Annotated in this window: 18 protein-coding genes and 1 tRNA gene; 15 read left to right on the forward strand and 4 right to left on the reverse strand. The window is 36.3% G+C overall.

Annotated features, from left to right (window positions below):
- Positions 1-89 precede the first annotated feature (89 nt).
- The 3 genes from NST77_RS01370 to NST77_RS01380 all read left to right on the forward strand — a co-directional run bounded on the left by NST77_RS01370 (position 90) and on the right by NST77_RS01380 (position 2,190).
- Complete coding sequence (locus NST77_RS01370; RefSeq protein WP_095330249.1) at positions 90-1,232, forward strand: zinc-dependent alcohol dehydrogenase; 1,143 nt, start codon at positions 90-92, stop codon at positions 1,230-1,232.
- A gap of 170 nt (positions 1,233-1,402) precedes the next feature.
- Positions 1,403-1,825, forward strand: coding sequence for a NusG domain II-containing protein (locus NST77_RS01375; protein WP_095330248.1), 423 nt, complete (start codon positions 1,403-1,405; stop codon positions 1,823-1,825).
- A 56-nt stretch (positions 1,826-1,881) separates the two neighbouring features.
- Complete coding sequence (locus tag NST77_RS01380; protein ID WP_341122675.1) at positions 1,882-2,190, forward strand: hypothetical protein; 309 nt, start codon at positions 1,882-1,884, stop codon at positions 2,188-2,190.
- A gap of 9 nt (positions 2,191-2,199) precedes the next feature.
- Here NST77_RS01380 and NST77_RS01385 read toward each other — a convergent pair whose 3' ends face one another.
- Positions 2,200-2,988 carry a formate/nitrite transporter family protein gene (locus NST77_RS01385; RefSeq protein ID WP_341122677.1) on the reverse strand — a complete coding sequence of 263 codons (789 nt, stop codon included), beginning with the start codon at positions 2,986-2,988 and terminating at the stop codon, positions 2,200-2,202.
- Positions 2,989-3,392: 404 nt separating this feature from the next.
- Here NST77_RS01385 and NST77_RS01390 point away from each other — a divergent pair, with 404 nt between their 5' ends.
- Both NST77_RS01390 and NST77_RS01395 read left to right on the forward strand, forming a co-directional pair.
- Entirely contained in the window at positions 3,393-4,880 is a 1,488-nt protein-coding gene (locus tag NST77_RS01390; protein ID WP_341122678.1) for an MFS transporter, read from the forward strand.
- Positions 4,881-5,299: 419 nt separating this feature from the next.
- Positions 5,300-5,373, forward strand: a tRNA-Gly gene (locus NST77_RS01395).
- Positions 5,374-5,490: 117 nt separating this feature from the next.
- On the opposite strand, the gene NST77_RS01400 is transcribed toward NST77_RS01395, so the two are convergent.
- The gene (locus tag NST77_RS01400; RefSeq protein WP_095330245.1) at positions 5,491-6,156 is read right to left on the reverse strand and encodes a B3/B4 domain-containing protein; all 666 of its coding nucleotides are present in this window, start codon (positions 6,154-6,156) and stop codon (positions 5,491-5,493) included.
- A 92-nt stretch (positions 6,157-6,248) separates the two neighbouring features.
- Here NST77_RS01400 and queG point away from each other — a divergent pair, with 92 nt between their 5' ends.
- The 4 genes from queG (at position 6,249) to nfsA (ending at position 11,094) form a co-directional block, all read left to right on the forward strand.
- On the forward strand, positions 6,249-7,382 hold the full coding sequence (gene queG, locus NST77_RS01405) for a tRNA epoxyqueuosine(34) reductase QueG (protein WP_095330244.1): 1,134 nt from the start codon (positions 6,249-6,251) through the stop codon (positions 7,380-7,382).
- A 1,324-nt stretch (positions 7,383-8,706) separates the two neighbouring features.
- On the forward strand, positions 8,707-9,585 hold the full coding sequence (locus tag NST77_RS01410) for an amidase domain-containing protein (RefSeq protein WP_095330240.1): 879 nt from the start codon (positions 8,707-8,709) through the stop codon (positions 9,583-9,585).
- Positions 9,586-9,664: 79 nt separating this feature from the next.
- A complete protein-coding gene (gene trmL, locus NST77_RS01415; RefSeq protein ID WP_163188428.1) occupies positions 9,665-10,138 on the forward strand; it encodes a tRNA (uridine(34)/cytosine(34)/5-carboxymethylaminomethyluridine(34)-2'-O)-methyltransferase TrmL in 474 nt (157 codons plus the stop codon).
- 200 nt (positions 10,139-10,338) lie between these two features.
- The gene (gene nfsA, locus NST77_RS01420; RefSeq protein WP_123259020.1) at positions 10,339-11,094 is read left to right on the forward strand and encodes an oxygen-insensitive NADPH nitroreductase; all 756 of its coding nucleotides are present in this window, start codon (positions 10,339-10,341) and stop codon (positions 11,092-11,094) included.
- A gap of 152 nt (positions 11,095-11,246) precedes the next feature.
- Here the strand turns inward: nfsA and NST77_RS01425 are convergent, their stop codons facing one another.
- Positions 11,247-12,254, reverse strand: coding sequence for a ketoacyl-ACP synthase III (locus NST77_RS01425; RefSeq protein WP_163188041.1), 1,008 nt, complete (start codon positions 12,252-12,254; stop codon positions 11,247-11,249).
- Between the two features lie 283 nt (positions 12,255-12,537).
- Between NST77_RS01425 and NST77_RS01430 the strand changes: the two genes are divergently transcribed.
- The 3 genes from NST77_RS01430 to NST77_RS01440 all read left to right on the forward strand — a co-directional run bounded on the left by NST77_RS01430 (position 12,538) and on the right by NST77_RS01440 (position 16,888).
- Positions 12,538-14,433 (forward strand): PrkA family serine protein kinase, encoded by a 1,896-nt coding sequence (locus NST77_RS01430; RefSeq protein WP_047942845.1) that lies wholly within the window; start codon positions 12,538-12,540, stop codon positions 14,431-14,433.
- A 259-nt stretch (positions 14,434-14,692) separates the two neighbouring features.
- Complete coding sequence (yhbH, locus tag NST77_RS01435; protein ID WP_047942843.1) at positions 14,693-15,868, forward strand: sporulation protein YhbH; 1,176 nt, start codon at positions 14,693-14,695, stop codon at positions 15,866-15,868.
- Between the two features lie 618 nt (positions 15,869-16,486).
- On the forward strand, positions 16,487-16,888 hold the full coding sequence (locus tag NST77_RS01440; RefSeq protein WP_095330235.1) for a hypothetical protein: 402 nt from the start codon (positions 16,487-16,489) through the stop codon (positions 16,886-16,888).
- Between the two features lie 93 nt (positions 16,889-16,981).
- On the opposite strand, the gene NST77_RS01445 is transcribed toward NST77_RS01440, so the two are convergent.
- Positions 16,982-17,275, reverse strand: a complete 294-nt coding sequence (locus tag NST77_RS01445; protein WP_095258692.1) for a hypothetical protein — start codon at positions 17,273-17,275, stop codon at positions 16,982-16,984.
- A 115-nt stretch (positions 17,276-17,390) separates the two neighbouring features.
- Between NST77_RS01445 and NST77_RS01450 the strand changes: the two genes are divergently transcribed.
- The 3 genes from NST77_RS01450 to NST77_RS01460 all read left to right on the forward strand — a co-directional run bounded on the left by NST77_RS01450 (position 17,391) and on the right by NST77_RS01460 (position 18,727).
- Complete coding sequence (locus NST77_RS01450) at positions 17,391-17,879, forward strand: CBO0543 family protein (protein ID WP_163188043.1); 489 nt, start codon at positions 17,391-17,393, stop codon at positions 17,877-17,879.
- 223 nt (positions 17,880-18,102) lie between these two features.
- Entirely contained in the window at positions 18,103-18,276 is a 174-nt protein-coding gene (locus NST77_RS01455) for a hypothetical protein (protein WP_163188045.1), read from the forward strand.
- Positions 18,277-18,334: 58 nt separating this feature from the next.
- On the forward strand, positions 18,335-18,727 hold the full coding sequence (locus NST77_RS01460) for a DUF454 family protein (protein WP_163188047.1): 393 nt from the start codon (positions 18,335-18,337) through the stop codon (positions 18,725-18,727).
- The last annotated feature ends 81 nt before the right edge of the window (positions 18,728-18,808 follow it).

The raw sequence follows: 18,808 nt of genomic DNA on the forward strand, positions 1-18,808 counted from the left end.
ACAGTAAATCGCGGAAATATTTGGATGTTTGTAGCTTCTTCTGGAAATGGTATAGATAAACAATCAACTAAAACAGGAGGAGTTTGCAGATGAAGGCTGTTACATTTCAAGGAACGAAGGATGTACAAGTAAAGGAAGTGGCAAATGCGAAGCTTCAAAAAAAGGATGATATCGTCGTTCGTATTACATCTACGGCTATTTGCGGATCTGATTTACATATTTATCAAGGAGCGTTACCAGCTGAAAAAGACTATGTTATAGGACATGAACCAATGGGAATTGTTGAAGAAGTAGGACCTGAAGTAACAAGAGTAAAAAAAGGAGATCGTGTGGTACTGCCATTTAACATTGCTTGCGGACATTGTTACTATTGTGAGCACGATATGGAAAGTCAATGTGATAATGCTAATCCCAATAAGGATATTGCAGATACGGGAGCATATTTTGGCTTTACAGAACGGTATGGGGATTATCAAGGTGGACAAGCCGAATTGTTAAGAGTTCCATACGGGAATTTTGTCCCTTTTGTTATCCCGGAGTCCTGTGAATTAGAGGATGAAGCCTTGTTATTTATGTCCGACGTCCTTCCAACGGCATATTGGAGTGTCGAAAATTCAGGCGTAAAAGATGGTGATACGGTCGTCGTTTTAGGTTGTGGACCTGTTGGATTAATGACTCAAAAATTTGCTTGGATGAAGGGTGCGAAGCGCGTTATAGCAGTTGATAATATTCCATATCGCTTAAACCACGCTCAAAAAATGAACCAAGTAGAAATTGTCAATTTTGATAATCATGGAGATACAGGCAACTATATAAAGGAACTGACTTCAGGTGGAGCAGATGTCGTAATCGATTGTGTAGGAATGGACGGAAAGAAATCGCCTATGGAAGCAATAGGTCAAAAGTTGAAGATTCAGGGCGGAACAATCAGTGCTATCGAAATTGGCATGAATGCTGTGCGCAAGTTTGGTACCATGCATTTAACAGGTGTTTATGGATCTAAATATAATATGTTCCCATTAGGAAATATTTTTGAACGAAATATTACTGTGAAAACAGGACAAGCACCAGTAATACACTATATGCCTATGTTATTTGATTGGATTACTACAGGCAAAATTGATCCAACGGAGATTATTACCCATCGCATTGCATTAGATGATGCGAGCAATGCGTATCAAATGTTCAATGATCACCAAGATGAAGTAATCAAAGTTGTCCTTAAACCTTAATAGTTCGAAAAAGCCATCGATGGAAGACGACCGATTGCTTTTCACTTTTTTATCAAGCCCGTCCGAACATATGGCAATTTATCGACGATTTGACGCTATCCATATGTTTCTACTATCTAACCCTTTATAATAAAAGTGTAAACTAGCTAACACAGAGAGGGACGTTTTCGATGAGAAAATACTCCAAGATGATTAAGCCTTTTGATATTATTATGGTTGTTCTCCTCTTAATCATTTCATTTGTCCCAATGGCCGTATTTGCGATGAACCAAGGGAAGGAAGAAGAAGGGAATAAAGTCATGGCCGTTATTACACAGGACGGGAAAGTCATTCGTGAAGTAGAACTAACAGGTCATACGGAAAATGAACAATTTATGATAAAAGGAAAAGGAAAACAATATAATTTAATCGAAGTGGAAAATGAACAAATCAGAATTAAAGAAGATAATAGTCCAGACCAAATTGGCGTCAAAATGGGATGGAAAGGCATACCGGGCCAAACAATTATTTGTTTGCCCCATAAAGTTTTAATTGAAATAGTAGCAGAGAAACCAGAAAAGACGAATGAGGATGGATTGATTTTGTCCCATTAGTTAATTGATTTGTGTGGAAAGCGATGTTCAATCATCGCTTTCTTTTTGTTTTTGTGATGTTGGTGGTTTGGCTGATAAGGGAAGGAGTTTGGCTGATAAGGGAAGGAGTTTGGCTGATAAGGGAAGGAGTTTGGCTGATAAGGGAAGGAGTTTGGCTGATAAGGGAAGGAGTTTGGCTGATAAGGGAAGGAGTTTGGCTGATAAGGGAAGAAGTTTGGCTGATAAGGGAAGAAGTTTGGCTGATATCCGCAAAATTAGCCTTTAATATATTCTCTTATAGCGAAGGAAAAAAGGGAACTGATCCAAAAAATAATAAAAAACCGATTTCACACTCTGATATTCCAAGGAGAATCGGCTCTTTTTAATAAAAATGTTTATTTTTCGTCGTCTTCCATAAAAGGCTTATTAACGTAATAATACATAACCCCCATAAAACCAACCCCGCCAATTAAATTCCCTATTGTTACGGGCACTAAGTTGCGAATAATGGCTGGGATAGTGACAGCTGGATTCTGATCTAGTACATAAGAAATAGAGAATGTTGCCATATTGGCAATGCTGTGTTCATAACCTGAGATAAAAAAGCAGAAAACGAATAAAATCATTACCGTTATTTTAGCGATATCTTCCTTTAAAGCCATTGGGATAAAGAATGCTAAACACACAAGCCAGTTACATAAAATTCCTCGAAAGAAAAGTTCACTTATGGGTGCTTGCAATTTAGTTTCTGCAGCGTGAAGCAAAAAGTCATTGACACTAGGTGACTTAAATAGCCCTGTTAGTAAGATGAAAACAGCAAAGAAAATTGCTCCGACTATATTTCCTGCATAGCTAGTTCCCCAAACTTTAAAGACATCGGTCCACTTGATTTTTTTTCTTAGTGCAGCATAAGTATAGTAAAAGGTGTTTCCTGTAAATAAATCTCCGCCACCATAAGCGATAAGAATAATAGCTGCACCGAATACTAATGCTGCCATAGGATACGCAAAAGGAGATTCTACTGCATAGAAGAAGTTCCCTGTCTTAAATGCAACAATTACTCCAAATCCAATAAACATACTGGCGACAACGGCACGCATAAAAAAGCGAAACTTACTGCGTTTATAAATTTTAAATTTTTTTAAGGCTAATTTTTCTACTTCATAAAGAGATGCGCCTTCCATATTCCTAATCCTCCTGAAAAAAGGTTTTCTTTGTTTTCACTGTAATAATGTTTCTTACCCTATTATTATCATGTTGATTCCTTAAGAGGTCAATAAAATTATGTGAAAAAAATCACAATAATAATATATATTCGAAATTTGTTCACATTTCTACTGAAAAGTTAACGATCTTATTATATTCCCAAATAGACTAAATTAAAAATATTCATAAAATATGCAACATTTTTCTGAAAATACTGTTAATTAAGACTGAGCTATGTATTGGAAAATAGAATAAAACGCGTAATATCAGCTTGGAATAATTTGTCGAAGAATTCATGTTATATTTTCTTACAAATGTATAGACTTTATATTTATTCAATCATAAAATAGAAGATGGAAACTAACAAGGGAGTGAAGAGCTCATGACTTCAGCATATCGCATTTCGATGCTTGTAAACGATCAGCCGGGAGTTCTGGCTCGTATATCCAGCTTATTTGGAACGCATCATGTTAATATTGAAGATATCAAAACGAAAAAATATAAACGAGAAGCAACGACTAGAATACAAATTTCTAGTTCGGCAGAAGAGAAGCAAGTACAAAACCTTATCCTAGGATTACAGGGATTAATGGATGTTGTAGAGGTGGATGCAGATGCTATTCATCAATCGGCTTTTCAGCAACGACTGCTTCAACGTACAAATACTATTCAAACCCTAAGAGAGCAAAAAACACTAAGCAAAAAAGTATCTTACTGGCTAGTTGCCTTTAGCTTGTTCTTAACATTATTCGGTACGAATATTCCTGCCTCCCTGTATTCGCTTTACCGTGTAGAATGGGGACTTACATCGGGAATGATTACCCTTGTATTTGCTATTTATGCTTTTACGGTTATTCCAGCAATTGTGATTGCGGGGCAATTATCCGACCAGATTGGAAAAAAGAAAGTACTTATCCCGGGAATTTTCTTTTCCCTTATAGGAACTCTTTGCTTCACCGTAGCGAATGGTCTGGGAATGCTGCTTATTGGTCGCTTATTCCAAGGATTATCTGTTGGTATTTTAAATGGGGTAGCAGTAGCTGCTTTAACGGAGCTTGATGAGAATAAAAATACAAAAAAGACTGCGTTAATATGTGCTCTTGCTGTTACGCTTGGGAATGCATTCGGCCCAATTCTCTCCGGATTACTTGGTGATTTTGCTCCAATCCCATTGAGATTATCCTATTATGTACATTTATTATTTATCATTCCATGCTTTATCTTCCTATTTTTCTTAAATGAAAATATTAAACCTGGTTTAAAGCCTGTTCAATTGAAGAAGCCATTTGTTCCAAAAGAGATTATGAAACCATTCTTACTAGCATCATTTACTTCTTTTGTAGCATGGTCGATTATTAGTATGTTTATGTCGTTAATTCCGTCTAATCTGTCTAGCTTTACAACGGTAACTAGTTTAACAATATCAGGCGTAGTTGTAGCACTTGGATTAATCGCTGCTGCTTTTAATCAAATTTTATTAAAACAATTATCACTAATGAAATTAATGACAATTGGATATGTGTTTCTTGCATTGGGTCTTATCTTTCTAGTTATTACGATTGATACGAAATCACTGACCTTACTGTTGATTTCTGCTGTATTGATTGGTGGAGGAAATGGACCAGCTTATGCAGGAAGTCTGGCACTAGTTAATGAAGTAGCTCCAAGTAAAACGAAAGGAAATATTGTATCTACTTTCTTTGTCATTACTTATCTTGGTGTGAGCCTGCCAGTTATTGGTCTTGGCTATTTATCTCAGTCTTTCGGGGTAGCGGGGGCTGTAACGACTTATGTACTCATTATGGGAGTACTGTTAGTAGGAATTGCAGGCTTTGCATGGAAAGAGGGGAAATCCATTTTTCCTAAATGAAATATTCTAAATTAAAAGGCCGGATTTACTTTTAAAAAGTAAACTGGTCTATTGTCATCCCTATCAATTAAAAGTAAAAGAATTGTAAAGGAATAAAAAAGTATTAATAATTATCTCGATGTTGAATAGAATGTTGATGTAGAAGATTTGGCAAGGGAATCTGCTATGATATATCATAGAAACGAATTGGATGGCCCCATAGACAGAGACGATCTAGGAGGCTAGCTTGAAGGTTTGAAAAGATAGGTAGATTCCCTTAACCAATGAAAACTATATGCAGTAGATTGGTGCAAGAAATAGAAACGGAAAGAAATAATAAAAAATTTGTCGAAAAAAAGGTTGCATTTTTTACATGATGGTTATATAATAAAAAACGTGTTAAGGACATGTTAAAAAACAGTAAAGAAAACTTAATAAATGCGGGTGTAGTTTAATGGTAAAACCTCAGCCTTCCAAGCTGATGTCGTGGGTTCGATTCCCATCACCCGCTCCATACATAACTCACAACGCAGTGTTTCGTTTCATTAAGAACGAAGCATTGCGTTTTTTATATTTTACGAAGAAAATAGTTGGAAGAGGCGTTTTATAAAAAACGCTTCTCCCAACTATATTATTCCACAATGGAAAATGTGGCTTCTCCTCCATGAACTTGTAGAAACATTTTAAGTAGAGATTCTACCATTTGTTTGGCTTTTTCATTTGCAATAGAGGGTGGGAGATAAATGATTTGAATGGCATTTTTCGTAGATGATTGGACAGGGGCTCTGTCTGAATCGACAAAGGGGCTTCCAAATGGACCAAGTTCATCTTCTGATACAATCAAATTTTCAATCGAATTTATTCTTCCGTTAAGACCAGCGTATTGTTCGCTTTCTTTTCCGATACGTATGTTTATTTTTCCTTGAAGATTGGCACAATCATAAATACCGATCGGAATACCATATTGAAGGGAAAAGAAGTTATTAATATCAATACTACTATTAATTGGTTCTAAGTAATTCTGTTTTTTGATGCGTCTCAGCAGGCTTTCGGCTGAATGACGATAACGATTTGGATCTTTGCCTGTCTTTTTAAAGATTTCCCGCCATTCTTTTATAGAAGGGATATCCGTTACATTACTATCTTCTAAATCAAAAAAAATAGACTCTTGAAAAAGTCGCATCCGCCCTTTAATCATTTGCGGGGTGTCCATTACTTGCATGCCTTGATAATGAATGAAGCCAATCTTAAAATTGGGTATCCGTTCTTTAATCTCTTTTGCGATTGAAATATCCAATATATACACCTCCAATATAATAGTTGTCTATGTTATTCTATATTTTAGCGTAATCTTTATAAAAAACCAATGAAAAGGAAGGAGGGGGCCCTATGGATTACCGTGAATTCAAGAAAGATATCATTGCATATAGTAAAACGATCGGGATCGATAAAATAGGCTTTACGAGTGCGAGCACCTTTGAAGAAATGAAAGTACGACTAATAACCCAGCAGGAGTTAAACTATCAATCTGGTTTTGAAGAGAAGGATATTGAGAAGCGGGTAAATCCCTCCCTTCTATTACATCAGCCAAAGTCCATTATTTCAATTGCATTAGCTTATCCTTCTAAAATGAAGGAAAGAGTAGTTAGCAAAAAAGGGGAGCGCAGAGGGATTTTTTGTCGTGCTTCCTGGGGAACAGATTACCATGTTGTTTTAAAAGATCGCTTGCAAAAGCTTGAAGATTATATAAAAGAACGAATTCCAGATGCTTTGTGTAAGTCAATGGTTGATACCGGGGAATTGGTGGATCGTGCAGTTGCCCAGCGAGCGGGAATTGGTTGGTCTGGAAAAAACTGTGCAATCATTACTCCTGAATTTGGTTCGTATGTTTATTTAGGCGAGATGATTACCAATCTTCCAATCGAGCCTGATACACCGATGGAGGATCAATGTGGAACTTGTAATAAATGCATTGATGTATGTCCAACAGGTGCCCTTGTTCAAGGTGGACAATTAAATGCACAAAGATGTATAGCATTTCAAACACAGACAAAGGGCTTTTTAGCGGAAGAATTCAGAGAAAAGCTTGGAAATCGAATTTATGGCTGTGATACATGTCAAACGGTTTGTCCAAAAAATAAGGGCATTGATTTTCATAATCATCCAGAAATGGAACCAGACCCTGAAATCGCAAAACCATTGCTTCAACCACTTCTTTTTATCAGTAATAAAGAATTTAAAGAAAAATATGGTCATATTTCTGGTTCATGGCGTGGGAAGAAGCCGATCCAGCGTAATGCGATTATTGCACTTGCCCATTTTAAAGAAGAAGGTGCAATCGGTGATTTAATTACAGTCATGAACAAAGATCCAAGACCAGTAATAAGAGGAACAGCCGCTTGGGCACTTGGGAAAATCGGCGGCGATGAATCAAAGACAGCCCTAGAATCAGCCAAACAACAAGAATCTGATCATGAAGTATTAAAAGAAATGGACGATGCATTACAGCGGTTAGCAAAATAATTAATAGGAATGAATGCTGAAATTTTTCGGAGGAAGAGGAAAAGAGGCGTTCATAAGTCGGATGAAAGCCGAAATCCCGTGGAGGAAGAGGAAAAGAGGCGTTCATAAGTCGGATGAAAGCCGAAATCCCGTGGAGCAAGAGGAAAAGTGGTGTTCAGCAGTTGGATGAAAGCCGAAATCCCGTGGAGGAAGAGAAAAAGTGGTTTTCAGCAGTTGGATGAAAGCCGAAATCTCGTGGAGGAAGAGAAAAAGTGGTGTTCATCAGTTGGATGAAAGCCGAAATCCCGTGGAGGAAGAGGAAAAGTGGTGTTCATAAGTCGAATGAAAGCCGAAATCCCGTGGAGGAAGAGAAAAAGTGGTGTTCAGCAGTCGAATGAACGCCGAAATCCCGTGGAGGAAGAGAAAAAGTGGTGTTCATCAGTTGGATGAAAGCCGAAATCCCGTGGAGCAAGAGAAAAAGTGGTGTTCATCAGTCGGATGAAAGCCGAAATCCCGTGGAGGAAGAGGAAAAGTGGTGTTCATAAGTCGAATGAAAGCTGAAATCCCGTGGAGCAAGGGGAAAAGTGGTGTTCATAAGTCGAATGAAAGCCGAAATCTCGTGGAGCAAGAGAAAAAGTGGTGTTCATCAGTTGGATGAAAGCCGAAATCCCGTGGAGCAAGAGGAAAAGTGGTGTTCAGCAGTTGGATGAAAGCCGAAATCCCGTGGAGGAAGAGAAAAAGTGGTTTTCAGCAGTTGGATGAAAGCCGAAATCTCGTGGAGGAAGAGAAAAAGTGGTGTTCATCAGTTGGATGAAAGCCGAAATCCCGTGGAGGAAGAGGAAAAGTGGTGTTCATAAGTCGAATGAAAGCCGAAATCCCGTGGAGGAAGAGAAAAAGTGGTGTTCAGCAGTCGAATGAACGCCGAAATCCCGTGGAGGAAGAGAAAAAGTGGTGTTCATCAGTTGGATGAAAGCCGAAATCCCGTGGAGCAAGAGAAAAAGTGGTGTTCATCAGTCGGATGAAAGCCGAAATCCCGTGGAGGAAGAGGAAAAGTGGTGTTCATAAGTCGAATGAAAGCTGAAATCCCGTGGAGCAAGGGGAAAAGTGGTGTTCATAAGTCGAATGAAAGCCGAAATCTCGTGGAGCAAGAGAAAAAGTGGTGTTCAGCAGTTGGATGAACGCTAAAAATCCACAGAGCAAGCAGAAAACAGGCGTTCATTAGAAAAATACTCTTTATCATTTTAACAAATTAATACGAGAAGAAAAAAGAAGGCTAGCAATGCCTTCTTTTTTTGTATACTTCTACTCCGCTTTAACATAGTTATTAATGAAGGGAGTAGATGGAATGAGACAACAATTAATGGAGTTAATCGAGAAAAGGATTCAGCAATGCGTTACAAAGGATAGGGAAGCAATAGTGGATGAAAAATTAGAGAGAAAAAGAAATAGCATGTATAAAAGAAAGGCTGAAATTGTTCATGTAAAGGCAAAAGGGAAAATTGAAGATATGGAAAAAAAGGCGGATGAGACAGAAGAATTAGTGTATTCTGTTCATCTTCAATATTTTATCAAGCAAGGCGAGCTTTTTTTGATTGAAGAAGAGGTGGAAAATAGAAAAGCTGTTGTTTACAAGGGGGTAATAATTGAAGATACAGAGGTTCTCCCAGCTTATCCAGAAGACTATCGAGAGGTGCCATTAGCGGAAGAATGGCGAGAAACGAAAGAAAGAGAAAGCCGCTATAAGTATGATCGTTTAAAGGCTGTTCAATATGCAGAAAAATGGTGGAATAGCTATAATCCGAAATACCATCAATTTGAAGTAGATTGCACCAATTATATATCTCAGTGTGTCCATGAAGGCGGGGCACCAATGAGAGGCTATCCTAATCGAAATAAAGGCTGGTGGATGCAAAATAATAATTGGAGTTATAGCTGGGCCGTAGCAAATGCGTTCCCAAGATACTTGGAAACCTCTACTGCTGGCTTGCGGGCAAAGCGGGTGGATAGTGCCATGGAGTTAAAGCTTGGAGATGTCATTTGCTATGATTTTGAAGGTGATGGGAAATATAATCATACAACAATTGTTACGGGAAAAGATGCGAATGGCGAGCCATTAGTAAATGCGCATACGTATAATAGTCGCATGCGTTACTGGAAATATGAAGATTCGACAGCTTATACACCGAATATTAAATACAAATTTTTTACGATTATTGATGGATAAAAAAGAGATTTATCTCTTTCGCATTTCCTTTTCACAAAGTGTATAATGGAACGGAAAGTAATAGTTAGAGGTGACAAACTTGGCAATACATATTGTTTTATACCAACCACAAATTCCTTCCAATACAGGCAATATAGCCAGAACATGTGCGGGAACAGACACGGTGCTTCATTTAATTCGACCATTTGGATTTTCTATGGAGGATAAAGCGTTAAAGAGAGCCGGCTTAGATTATTGGGAGTTTGTTAAGATTTATTATTATGACTCTTTAGAGGAATTTTACGATAAAAATGAAGGTGGAGCTTTTTACTATGTGACGAAGGCAGGGGAAACTCCATATGACTCCTTCGATTACAGTGCGATAAATAAAGAGCATTATTTTATTTTCGGAAGTGAAACAACAGGTCTCCCTGAAGAAGTCATTCAGAATAATGTAAATAAAACGTTACGAATTCCAATGACGGACAATATTCTTTCCTACAACCTTTCGAATACAGCAGCTGTCCTTATTTATGAGGCTTTAAGACAGCAAAACTTCGCTCATTTAAAATAAAATGAAACCAGAAAACTGGATAAATCGAAACAAGTATACGAAGATTCTACGTATACTTGTTTATTTTTTTGAAATACAGTGAAAAAAGCAGCTAGTTTAGCAAGCTAATTCTTTTGGTCTAAAAGATTATTGGTATATTATATTATAGTTACTATCAGTAATTTTGGGAGACAATAAGAAAAAACAAAGGAGAAGATCTCATGAATCAAACAATCGAAACCATACTCAATCATCATTCTGTTAGAAAATTTACAGATGAGGAGTTAACACAAGAGCAAATTCGTCTCCTTGTTGAAGCTGCGCAAAGTGCTTCTACCTCTAGCTTTGTACAAGCATATAGTATTATTGGGGTAAAGGATAAGGAGAAAAAGAAAAAACTAGCAGTCCTAGCCGGAAATCAGCAATACGTAGAGAATAATGGTCATTTATTTATTTTCTGTGCTGATTTATATCGTCATACAGTTGCTGCTGAAATGGAAGGAAAGAAGGAAGCCGCTCAGGACTCCATTGAAAGCACGGAAAAGTTTATGGTAAGCCTTATTGATGCTGCGCTTGCTTCGCAAAATATGGCCATTGCTGCAGAATCATTAGGACTTGGTATTTGTTATATAGGTGGTATTCGCAATAATTTAGTGGAAGTAAGTCAGCTATTGAAAACGCCTGATTATGTTCTGCCGTTATTTGCTTTAGTAGTAGGTCATCCAGACCAACAAACAGAGAAAAAGCCTAGAGCTCCTTTTCATCATATTTATCATGAAGATCAATATGAGCAAGATGAAGCACAATATAAAAAAGGTCTACAGGAATATAATGAAGAAATCAAAGCTTATTATCAGGAAAGAACAAATGGAGCAAGATCGGATACATGGACTGCGCAAATGGCTGCTAATTTTGAGCAAAAATCACGTATGTATATGAAGGAATTTGTGCAGCAGAAGAAGTTTGATTTGAAATAAGTAAAAAAACAGTGTCGAGGAATACTGAAGGGTTTCGTTTTAAGATGCAAATCGATAAAATGACAGAAATGACGTGTGAATTTGACACGTCATTTTTCTCGCTTTAAAAATGATTAATGAACTTTTAATAAATAGTGGCATTAAGATGTTCTTTATAACGTACTTGTTTCATTATTAGCTTCGTCAAAATTTATTTCTAAAAGTTCTCCAGCATGAACCAAACCTGAACCAAAGCCGTACATTAGTACTTTGTCCCCGTTCATTACTTTTCCTTCTCGAATACCTAGGTCAAGTGCTAAAGGGATGGAAGCAGCAGAAGTATTGCCAAATTTGGTTAAGCTATATAAAGTTTTTTCCATCGGATACCCCAATTTATCACAAATAGGTTCGATTAGCCTTAAATTAGCACTATGAGGTATAAACCAATTTATTTTATCCATACTGATATGTGTTTTATCTAAAATTTTCTTAACATTGTTTGGCACATTCCTAACAACCCATCGAAAAACTTCTCTACCATTTTGAACAAGATACTCTGTATCTATTAATTCAATATCATTTACTTTTTTTGTCAAGCCAGGACGATATACAAATTGTGCTCCGCTTCCATCACTTCCTAAATGAAATCCAATGAAACTGCTTGTTTTCTCGTCTCTTTCCACTAAAACAGCTCCTGCACCATCTCCAAATAATATACAGGTACTTCTATCGTTGTAATCCGTAATCTTTGATAATGTATCCGCACCTATAACAAGTATCTTTTTGTGTAGTCCGGATGCGATATATCCGTGTGCGGTGTGTAAGGCATAAACAAATCCTGCGCAAGCTGCACTTAAATCAATGGTACCTGTATTGGATATTTCTAATTTATTCTGTATAATGCTTGCTACAGAGGGAAATGGAAAATCAGGTGTACTTGTTGCTACAATAATCATATCTACATCATTAACTTTTTTATTGTACCTTTGCATTAAATCTTTAACAGCAGAGATACATAAATCGCTAGTGAATTCATCAGAACGAGCTATTCGGCGTTCTTCTATTCCAGTCCTTTGAATAATCCATTCATTATTTGTATCAACCATTAGCTCAAGTTCTAAATTAGTTAATCTTCGTTTAGGTACATAAGTACCGATAGCTGTTATTCTCGCTCCGACCATTTGATCCACCTCATATTTTATTATTAGTTAGTATTAGTACCTAGTGCTAATTATAAAGGTATATTTTTACAAGTCAATTTTTCTTTTTTGATGGTTTTAACTTCTAATACAAGAGCGTAAGAAATTAGTGATTATAAGATAGCGGTCCCCCTACGAAAGAAAAGGTTTTTCCTCCAATTAGTTCGCTTCACTAAAAAAACTATTCCCTCTTTTAAGCATGTTCGTATTCGCTGGTGCATAGATTATATTAATCGTCTCTGATAAAGTGACAGGGGAGGTCCATATGAGTATATTAAAGAAAATCGAGATGCATAGACAAGAAGAAGAGTTGTTGAAGTGGGAAGGGACATTTGAAGAGTACCTAGAAATATTGAAGGAAAAGCCATGGGTTGGTCAATCCGCGCATTCAAGGGTTTATAACATGATTAAAGATGCAGGTATTGATGAAGTAAATGGAAAAAAACAATATAAATTTTTCTCTGATCAGCTCTTTGGTTTAGAAGAGCCGTTAGAAAGATTAGTAGAGGAATATTTCCATCCAGCTGCTAAGCGTTTAGATGTAAGGAAACGTATTCTATTACTAATGGGTCCAGTCAGCGGTGGGAAATCGACATTGGTAACCATGTTAAAAAGAGGCTTAGAAGCATATACGTACACGGATCGTGGAGCGGTATATGCGATTAAAGGCTGCCCAATGCATGAAGATCCACTTCATATGATCCCACATAGTCTAAGAAAAGATTTTTATGATGAATATGGAATCCGCATTGAAGGAAACTTATCACCACTTAATATGATGAGACTTCAGGAAGAATATAATGGAAAAATCGAAGATGTAATCGTCGAAAGAGTATTTTTCTCAGAAGATAAGCGAACTGGAATAGGAACCTTTAGTCCATCTGATCCGAAGTCCCAAGATATTGCTGACTTAACGGGAAGTATTGATTTCTCGACAATTGCTGAATATGGATCTGAATCAGATCCAAGAGCCTATCGCTTCGATGGAGAGCTGAATAAGGCAAACCGAGGGATGATGGAGTTCCAGGAGATGTTAAAATGCGATGAGAAATTCTTATGGCATTTATTATCCTTAACACAAGAAGGAAACTTTAAAGCGGGAAGGTTTGCTCTCATTTCTGCTGATGAGTTGATTGTGGCCCATACAAATGAAACGGAATATCGCTCCTTTATTTCCAATAAAAAGAATGAAGCACTGCATTCCCGGATTATTGTCATGCCAGTTCCATATAATTTAAAAGCATCAGAAGAGGAAAGAATCTATGAGAAAATGATTCGCGAAAGTGATGTTGCCGATGTTCATATTGCCCCACACACTTTAAAGATAGCCGCTATCTTTACGATTTTAACTAGATTAAAGGAGCCGAAAAAAGGTGATATTGATTTAGTGAAAAAAATGCGTCTATATGATGGCGAAAGTGTAGAAGGCTTCAGTTCGGCTGATTTGAAGGAACTGCAAAATGAATATGGCGATGAAGGAATGAGTGGCATTGATCCCCGTTATGTGATTAATCGGATTTCTTCTACCATTATTCGCAAAGATGTCACAAGCATCAATGCATTAGATGTGCTTTTATCTATAAAAGAAGGCTTGGATCAGCATTCTTCTATTACGAATGAATTAAAAGAAAAGTATTTAAATTGCATTTCCTTAGCACGGAAGGAATATGATGAAATTGCGAAGAAAGAAGTACAAAAGGCATTTGTTTATTCGTATGAAGAGTCAGCGAAAACGTTAATGGATAACTATTTAGATAATGTAGAAGCCTATTGCAATAAAAATAAGCTTCGTGACCCATTAACGGGCGAGCCGATCAATCCAGATGAAAAACTAATGCGTTCGATTGAAGAGCAAATTGGTATTTCCGAAAATGCAAAGAAATCTTTCCGTGAAGAAATCTTGATTCGCATTTCTGCCTATGCAAGAAAAGGAAAAAGATTTGATTATAACTCTCATGATCGCTTACGGGAAGCTATCCAGAAGAAGTTATTCGCAGATCTGAAAGATGTTGTAAAAATTACTACATCTACTAAGACACCAGATGAACAGCAATTGAAGAAAGTAAATGAAGTGGTTGCACGCCTTATCGATGAACACGGCTATAATTCCACTTCAGCAAATGAGTTGCTGCGTTATGTAGGAAGCTTATTAAATCGTTAATTAAATTGGTCAAGGAGGAACAGGCTAAAAGACGTCTGTTCCTCTTTTCGCCTAAAGATAAAGAAAAGTGAATAATTGGAGCATATCTAAAGCTTTTTCTAAAAAAAGTAAAATTATCGAAATTATTAGTAAATTATTTAAGACAACTGCATATGATAGAGTAATCACTTTATTCAGATAGAGTGATACCCAAATTAGTGTATGCGCAAAGGACTTCATATGTGCACAAAACGTAGAAAAAATTTTTAGGAGGGGTAAAATGACCGAAAAGCAAAATAAACATCAGTTTGTAATATCCCAAGAAAATTGGTCCCTCCATCGCAAAGGCCACGATGATCAACAGCGACATCAGGAAAAGGTGCAGGAGGCCATTAAAAATAACCTCCCTGATTTAATTACAGAAGAAAACATCGTCATGTCAAATGGGCGAGAAGTTGTAAAAATTCCGATTCGTTCATTAGATGAATACAAGATTCGATATAATTACGATAAAAACAAACATATTGGGCAAGGGAATGGAGACAGTCAAGTTGGCGATGTGGTCGCACGCGATGGTTCTGGAAATCAAAAAGGCCCAGGAAAAGGGCAAGGAGCAGGAGATCAAGCAGGAGAAGATTATTTTGAAGCAGAGGTCTCTTTAATGGAATTAGAAGAAGCTCTATTTAAGCAATTAGAATTACCGAATTTAAAACGAAAAGAACAAGATCAAATTGTTGTGGAAAATATTGAATTTAATGATATTAGAAAAGTAGGCTTAATGGGTAATATTGATAAGAAAAAAACAATGATCTCAGCATTTAAGCGCAATGCCATGTCTGGGAAACCAGCATTTCACCCGATTTATCCCGAGGATTTAAAATTCAAGACGTGGAACGAAGTACAAAAACCAGAGTCCAAAGCAGTTGTCCTTGCGATGATGGATACGAGCGGCTCGATGGGGTTATGGGAAAAGTATATGGCAAGAAGCTTTTTCTTCTGGATGACGAGATTTCTTCGCACCAAATATGAAACAGTAGAAATAGAATTTATTGCCCATCACACGGAAGCAAAAGTTGTGTCGGAAGAAGATTTCTTTTCTAAAGGAGAAAGCGGTGGCACGATTTGTTCTTCTGTTTATCGCAAAGCATTAGAATTGATTAATGATAAGTATGATCCAGGCAGATTTAATATTTATCCCTTCCATTTTTCAGACGGAGACAATTTAACGTCCGATAATGCTCGATGTGTCAAGCTAGTAGAAGAGCTGATGGAAGTATCCAATATGTTTGGCTATGGGGAAGTTAACCAATACAATCGACACAGTACGCTCATGTCTGCCTACAAAAATATTCAAGATGAAAGATTCCGCTACTACTTACTAAGACAAAAAGCCGATGTGTTCAATGCTATGGCAAGTTTCTTCCGGAAAGAGGAGGAGGGACAGATGTACGCATAAAAAATAGAAGCACAACTCATCAAATGGGTTGTGTTTTTTTGATAGGACAAGTGTGATGGAATAGGACGTCTATGTTATAATACTTTTTTCTTAAGAGCACTCTCTCATTTGGCCATTATTAGACTCTTTTTGACAAAATGGTACTTATGTAGGCCTAACAAGTCTAAATGTATACAAAATTTAATGACTGATACAAGTCTTTACTTTTACAAAGATTAAAACTTAGAGAGACCATCACTTTGTGAAGAATGACTAGTAAGAAAGAGTAAAAAGGAATATTTTTGTGTTTTCTTATTTAAGCTTGTTTGCATCTTCTTCAACAGTACTTCTATTTTTTAATGTTTTTTTAAATTCAGAGACACCGATAAATAGCATCCAAATACTCAAAGGAATAAAGGCTATGACACAAAAAGTTTATCGGTAATCATATCCATCATAAATAAAATCAGAATAAAAATTGTTAATATAGTAGCAAGAGAAAATCTATTCATTTTCATCCCCAATTCTTAAGTAGATTGTTTACCGTTTGGTAATTGATATTATACAATACTAGCAAATATTAAAAAAGAGTAGGTTTTACTCCGATATTAAATTAATTCTAGAGAAAGAAGTGGAAAAATGACGAGTCATTATTTTATTGCTACCATGCGAGCTATTCCTGAATTTCATGAAGGAGACAATAACTACTCTTTTCTAAGTGGTGAAGCATATAAAGAGGTATTACCTTTTACATTACCATATGTTTATGAAGTGGATGAAGATGATAGAGAGTTAATAATCTTTCTTGATGACTTTATGCAATTAGGGGATGTTGTGGAACACTATATTTATGAAGAAGGACGAAATGGTATAACGCTCTCTGAAAATTTTCCAGAAGAAGCAAGAACCATTAATCTTTGGAAGAAAACGTATAAGGATCAATATGGTGCATATCAATTGGATCCTAAAAGATGGCGGGAAGATCTTTCAAGCCGAACCATTGCTTCTAAAAGAAGTGTCACTACATTTGTGAAAATATAGCTAAGAAGTTACTTATTTGAATGGCAGAGAAACTTTCCATGCATCCTCAAATAAACTGTATACGATTAAATATGGTTGCGATTGAATATCTTATCATTTGCCTGCCTTTTTCTTCCTCTTTTCAAGAAAAGTTAAAATCGTTGTTTTCATAGAAGCATAGGAACCAATGGCTGAATAGCCGTAAAACCAGCCCATAAACAAACCAGCAACAAGACTATGTCTATGACTAATAAAGACAGAAATCAATAATCCCAAAGCTAGGGCGATGGTCGGAACATATTTTTTCGGTATCTTTATCATCATTTTCAGTAATTGTGTCATAATCATCACTACAGGGACTGCGATGACAGCATCCCAGAAGTTTGTTTGTATAGTTGGGAAATCCATTACATCCACCACCTTTACGGTTTAGTATTCCATTTACCTTTGTAACTAATACATAATTCAAAAGTATCGAATAAACCGCTCAAGGAAGCGCATATTAATGCTGAGGTGGTATTTAATGGAGAAAAATAAAATGGAGAAACGATTTTTAAATGGATTACTTATCGGGAATTTATTGATCCTGCTGCCGATTTTATATAGAAACCCCCCAATTAGAGATTGGATTATTGTGTTTGTGTATAATGCTATTACCAATGGTTTGCTTGATATGCTTTTAACATCTCATAAAGTAATTAGATATCCAGTTCGCTTTCTGCCGAAGATATTTAATATACATATATTATTTGATTTCTTAATTTATCCGACATTTACTGTTTTCTATAATCAATTAACGAAGAGAGATAAGCCCTTTGCTATTTTCTATAAATTGATTTTTTTTACTCTTCCCTTTTTTATTATTGAATTATGGGCTGAAAATAAGACAAAATTAATTGAATGGAATAAGTGGTGGAAATGGTACTATTCTTTTCTAAGCATAATTCTTAAGTCATTAATAACAAGATTCGTTATCGAAATGTTAAGGAAAATGAACTTTTTGACAAAATGAGCTAATTTGCTTTCTCTAAAGTTTATGTATTTACAAACAAGGGGAAAATATTGGAGACAGACTAAATCTTTCTATCCCATTTTAAAAGAAAACATAGTTATTTCCTTCTTTTTATTGTAAAATGGCGAAGTAGAATAGTGTAACGTAGATTGTTTCATTCAATAATAGTAATTACATACTGTACGTGATTAGGATAGAAGTTAATCCTAAGAAAGGAAAGCAAATGACAAAAATCGTAAATATCATTCTGTTAATTAATGTCATTGGAATTGTTCTTTATGCAGCAGGAGTGCTTGATACGGATATCTTCCGTGTGGAGTTTTTATCCTCTGGTGTAATTATGCTTCTTTTTGGTTTAAGAGATGTTGTTAGAGGAGCGAAAAGAAAAAGACGTTAGGAATTTGGCCGTTTATGAAATGGAATGTTGCTTAAAAAGGGTAGGAAGGGAGCAAAAGATGAAGCCTATTTATCGATGGATCTATATATTTCTAGGGACAGTTTTTTTGGTTTTAGGAATAATTGGAGCCTTTTTGCCTTTGCTGCCAACTACACCTTTTTTATTATTAACATCCTTTTTCTATACACGGGGTTCTGAGCGTATTAATAAATGGTTTCGTTCTACAACGTTTTATCGTGACTATGTGAAAGGATTTCGTAAAGGCGAATTGACGAAAAAGCAGAAAATCAAAATCATTATCACGTGCTATATCTGCTTAGCTGTCAGTGCTATCCTTGTAGATCATTTCTATACTCGAATCATGCTGGGCTGTATTGCGATTGTTCAAGCCATTTCAATGTTTATCATAAAGACGAAAAAAGAGGAACCGGAAGTAATCATAAAAGAATAAGAAAAAAAACAGTGGATGACCTTTTTTAAGGAATCCTTTTTTTGTACTTATAGGTTAATAGTTGAAAAAAATACTTATTTA

The organism is Niallia sp. FSL W8-0177 (genome assembly GCF_038006285.1).
Lineage (GTDB): Bacteria > Bacillota > Bacilli > Bacillales > Cytobacillaceae > Niallia > Niallia circulans_A.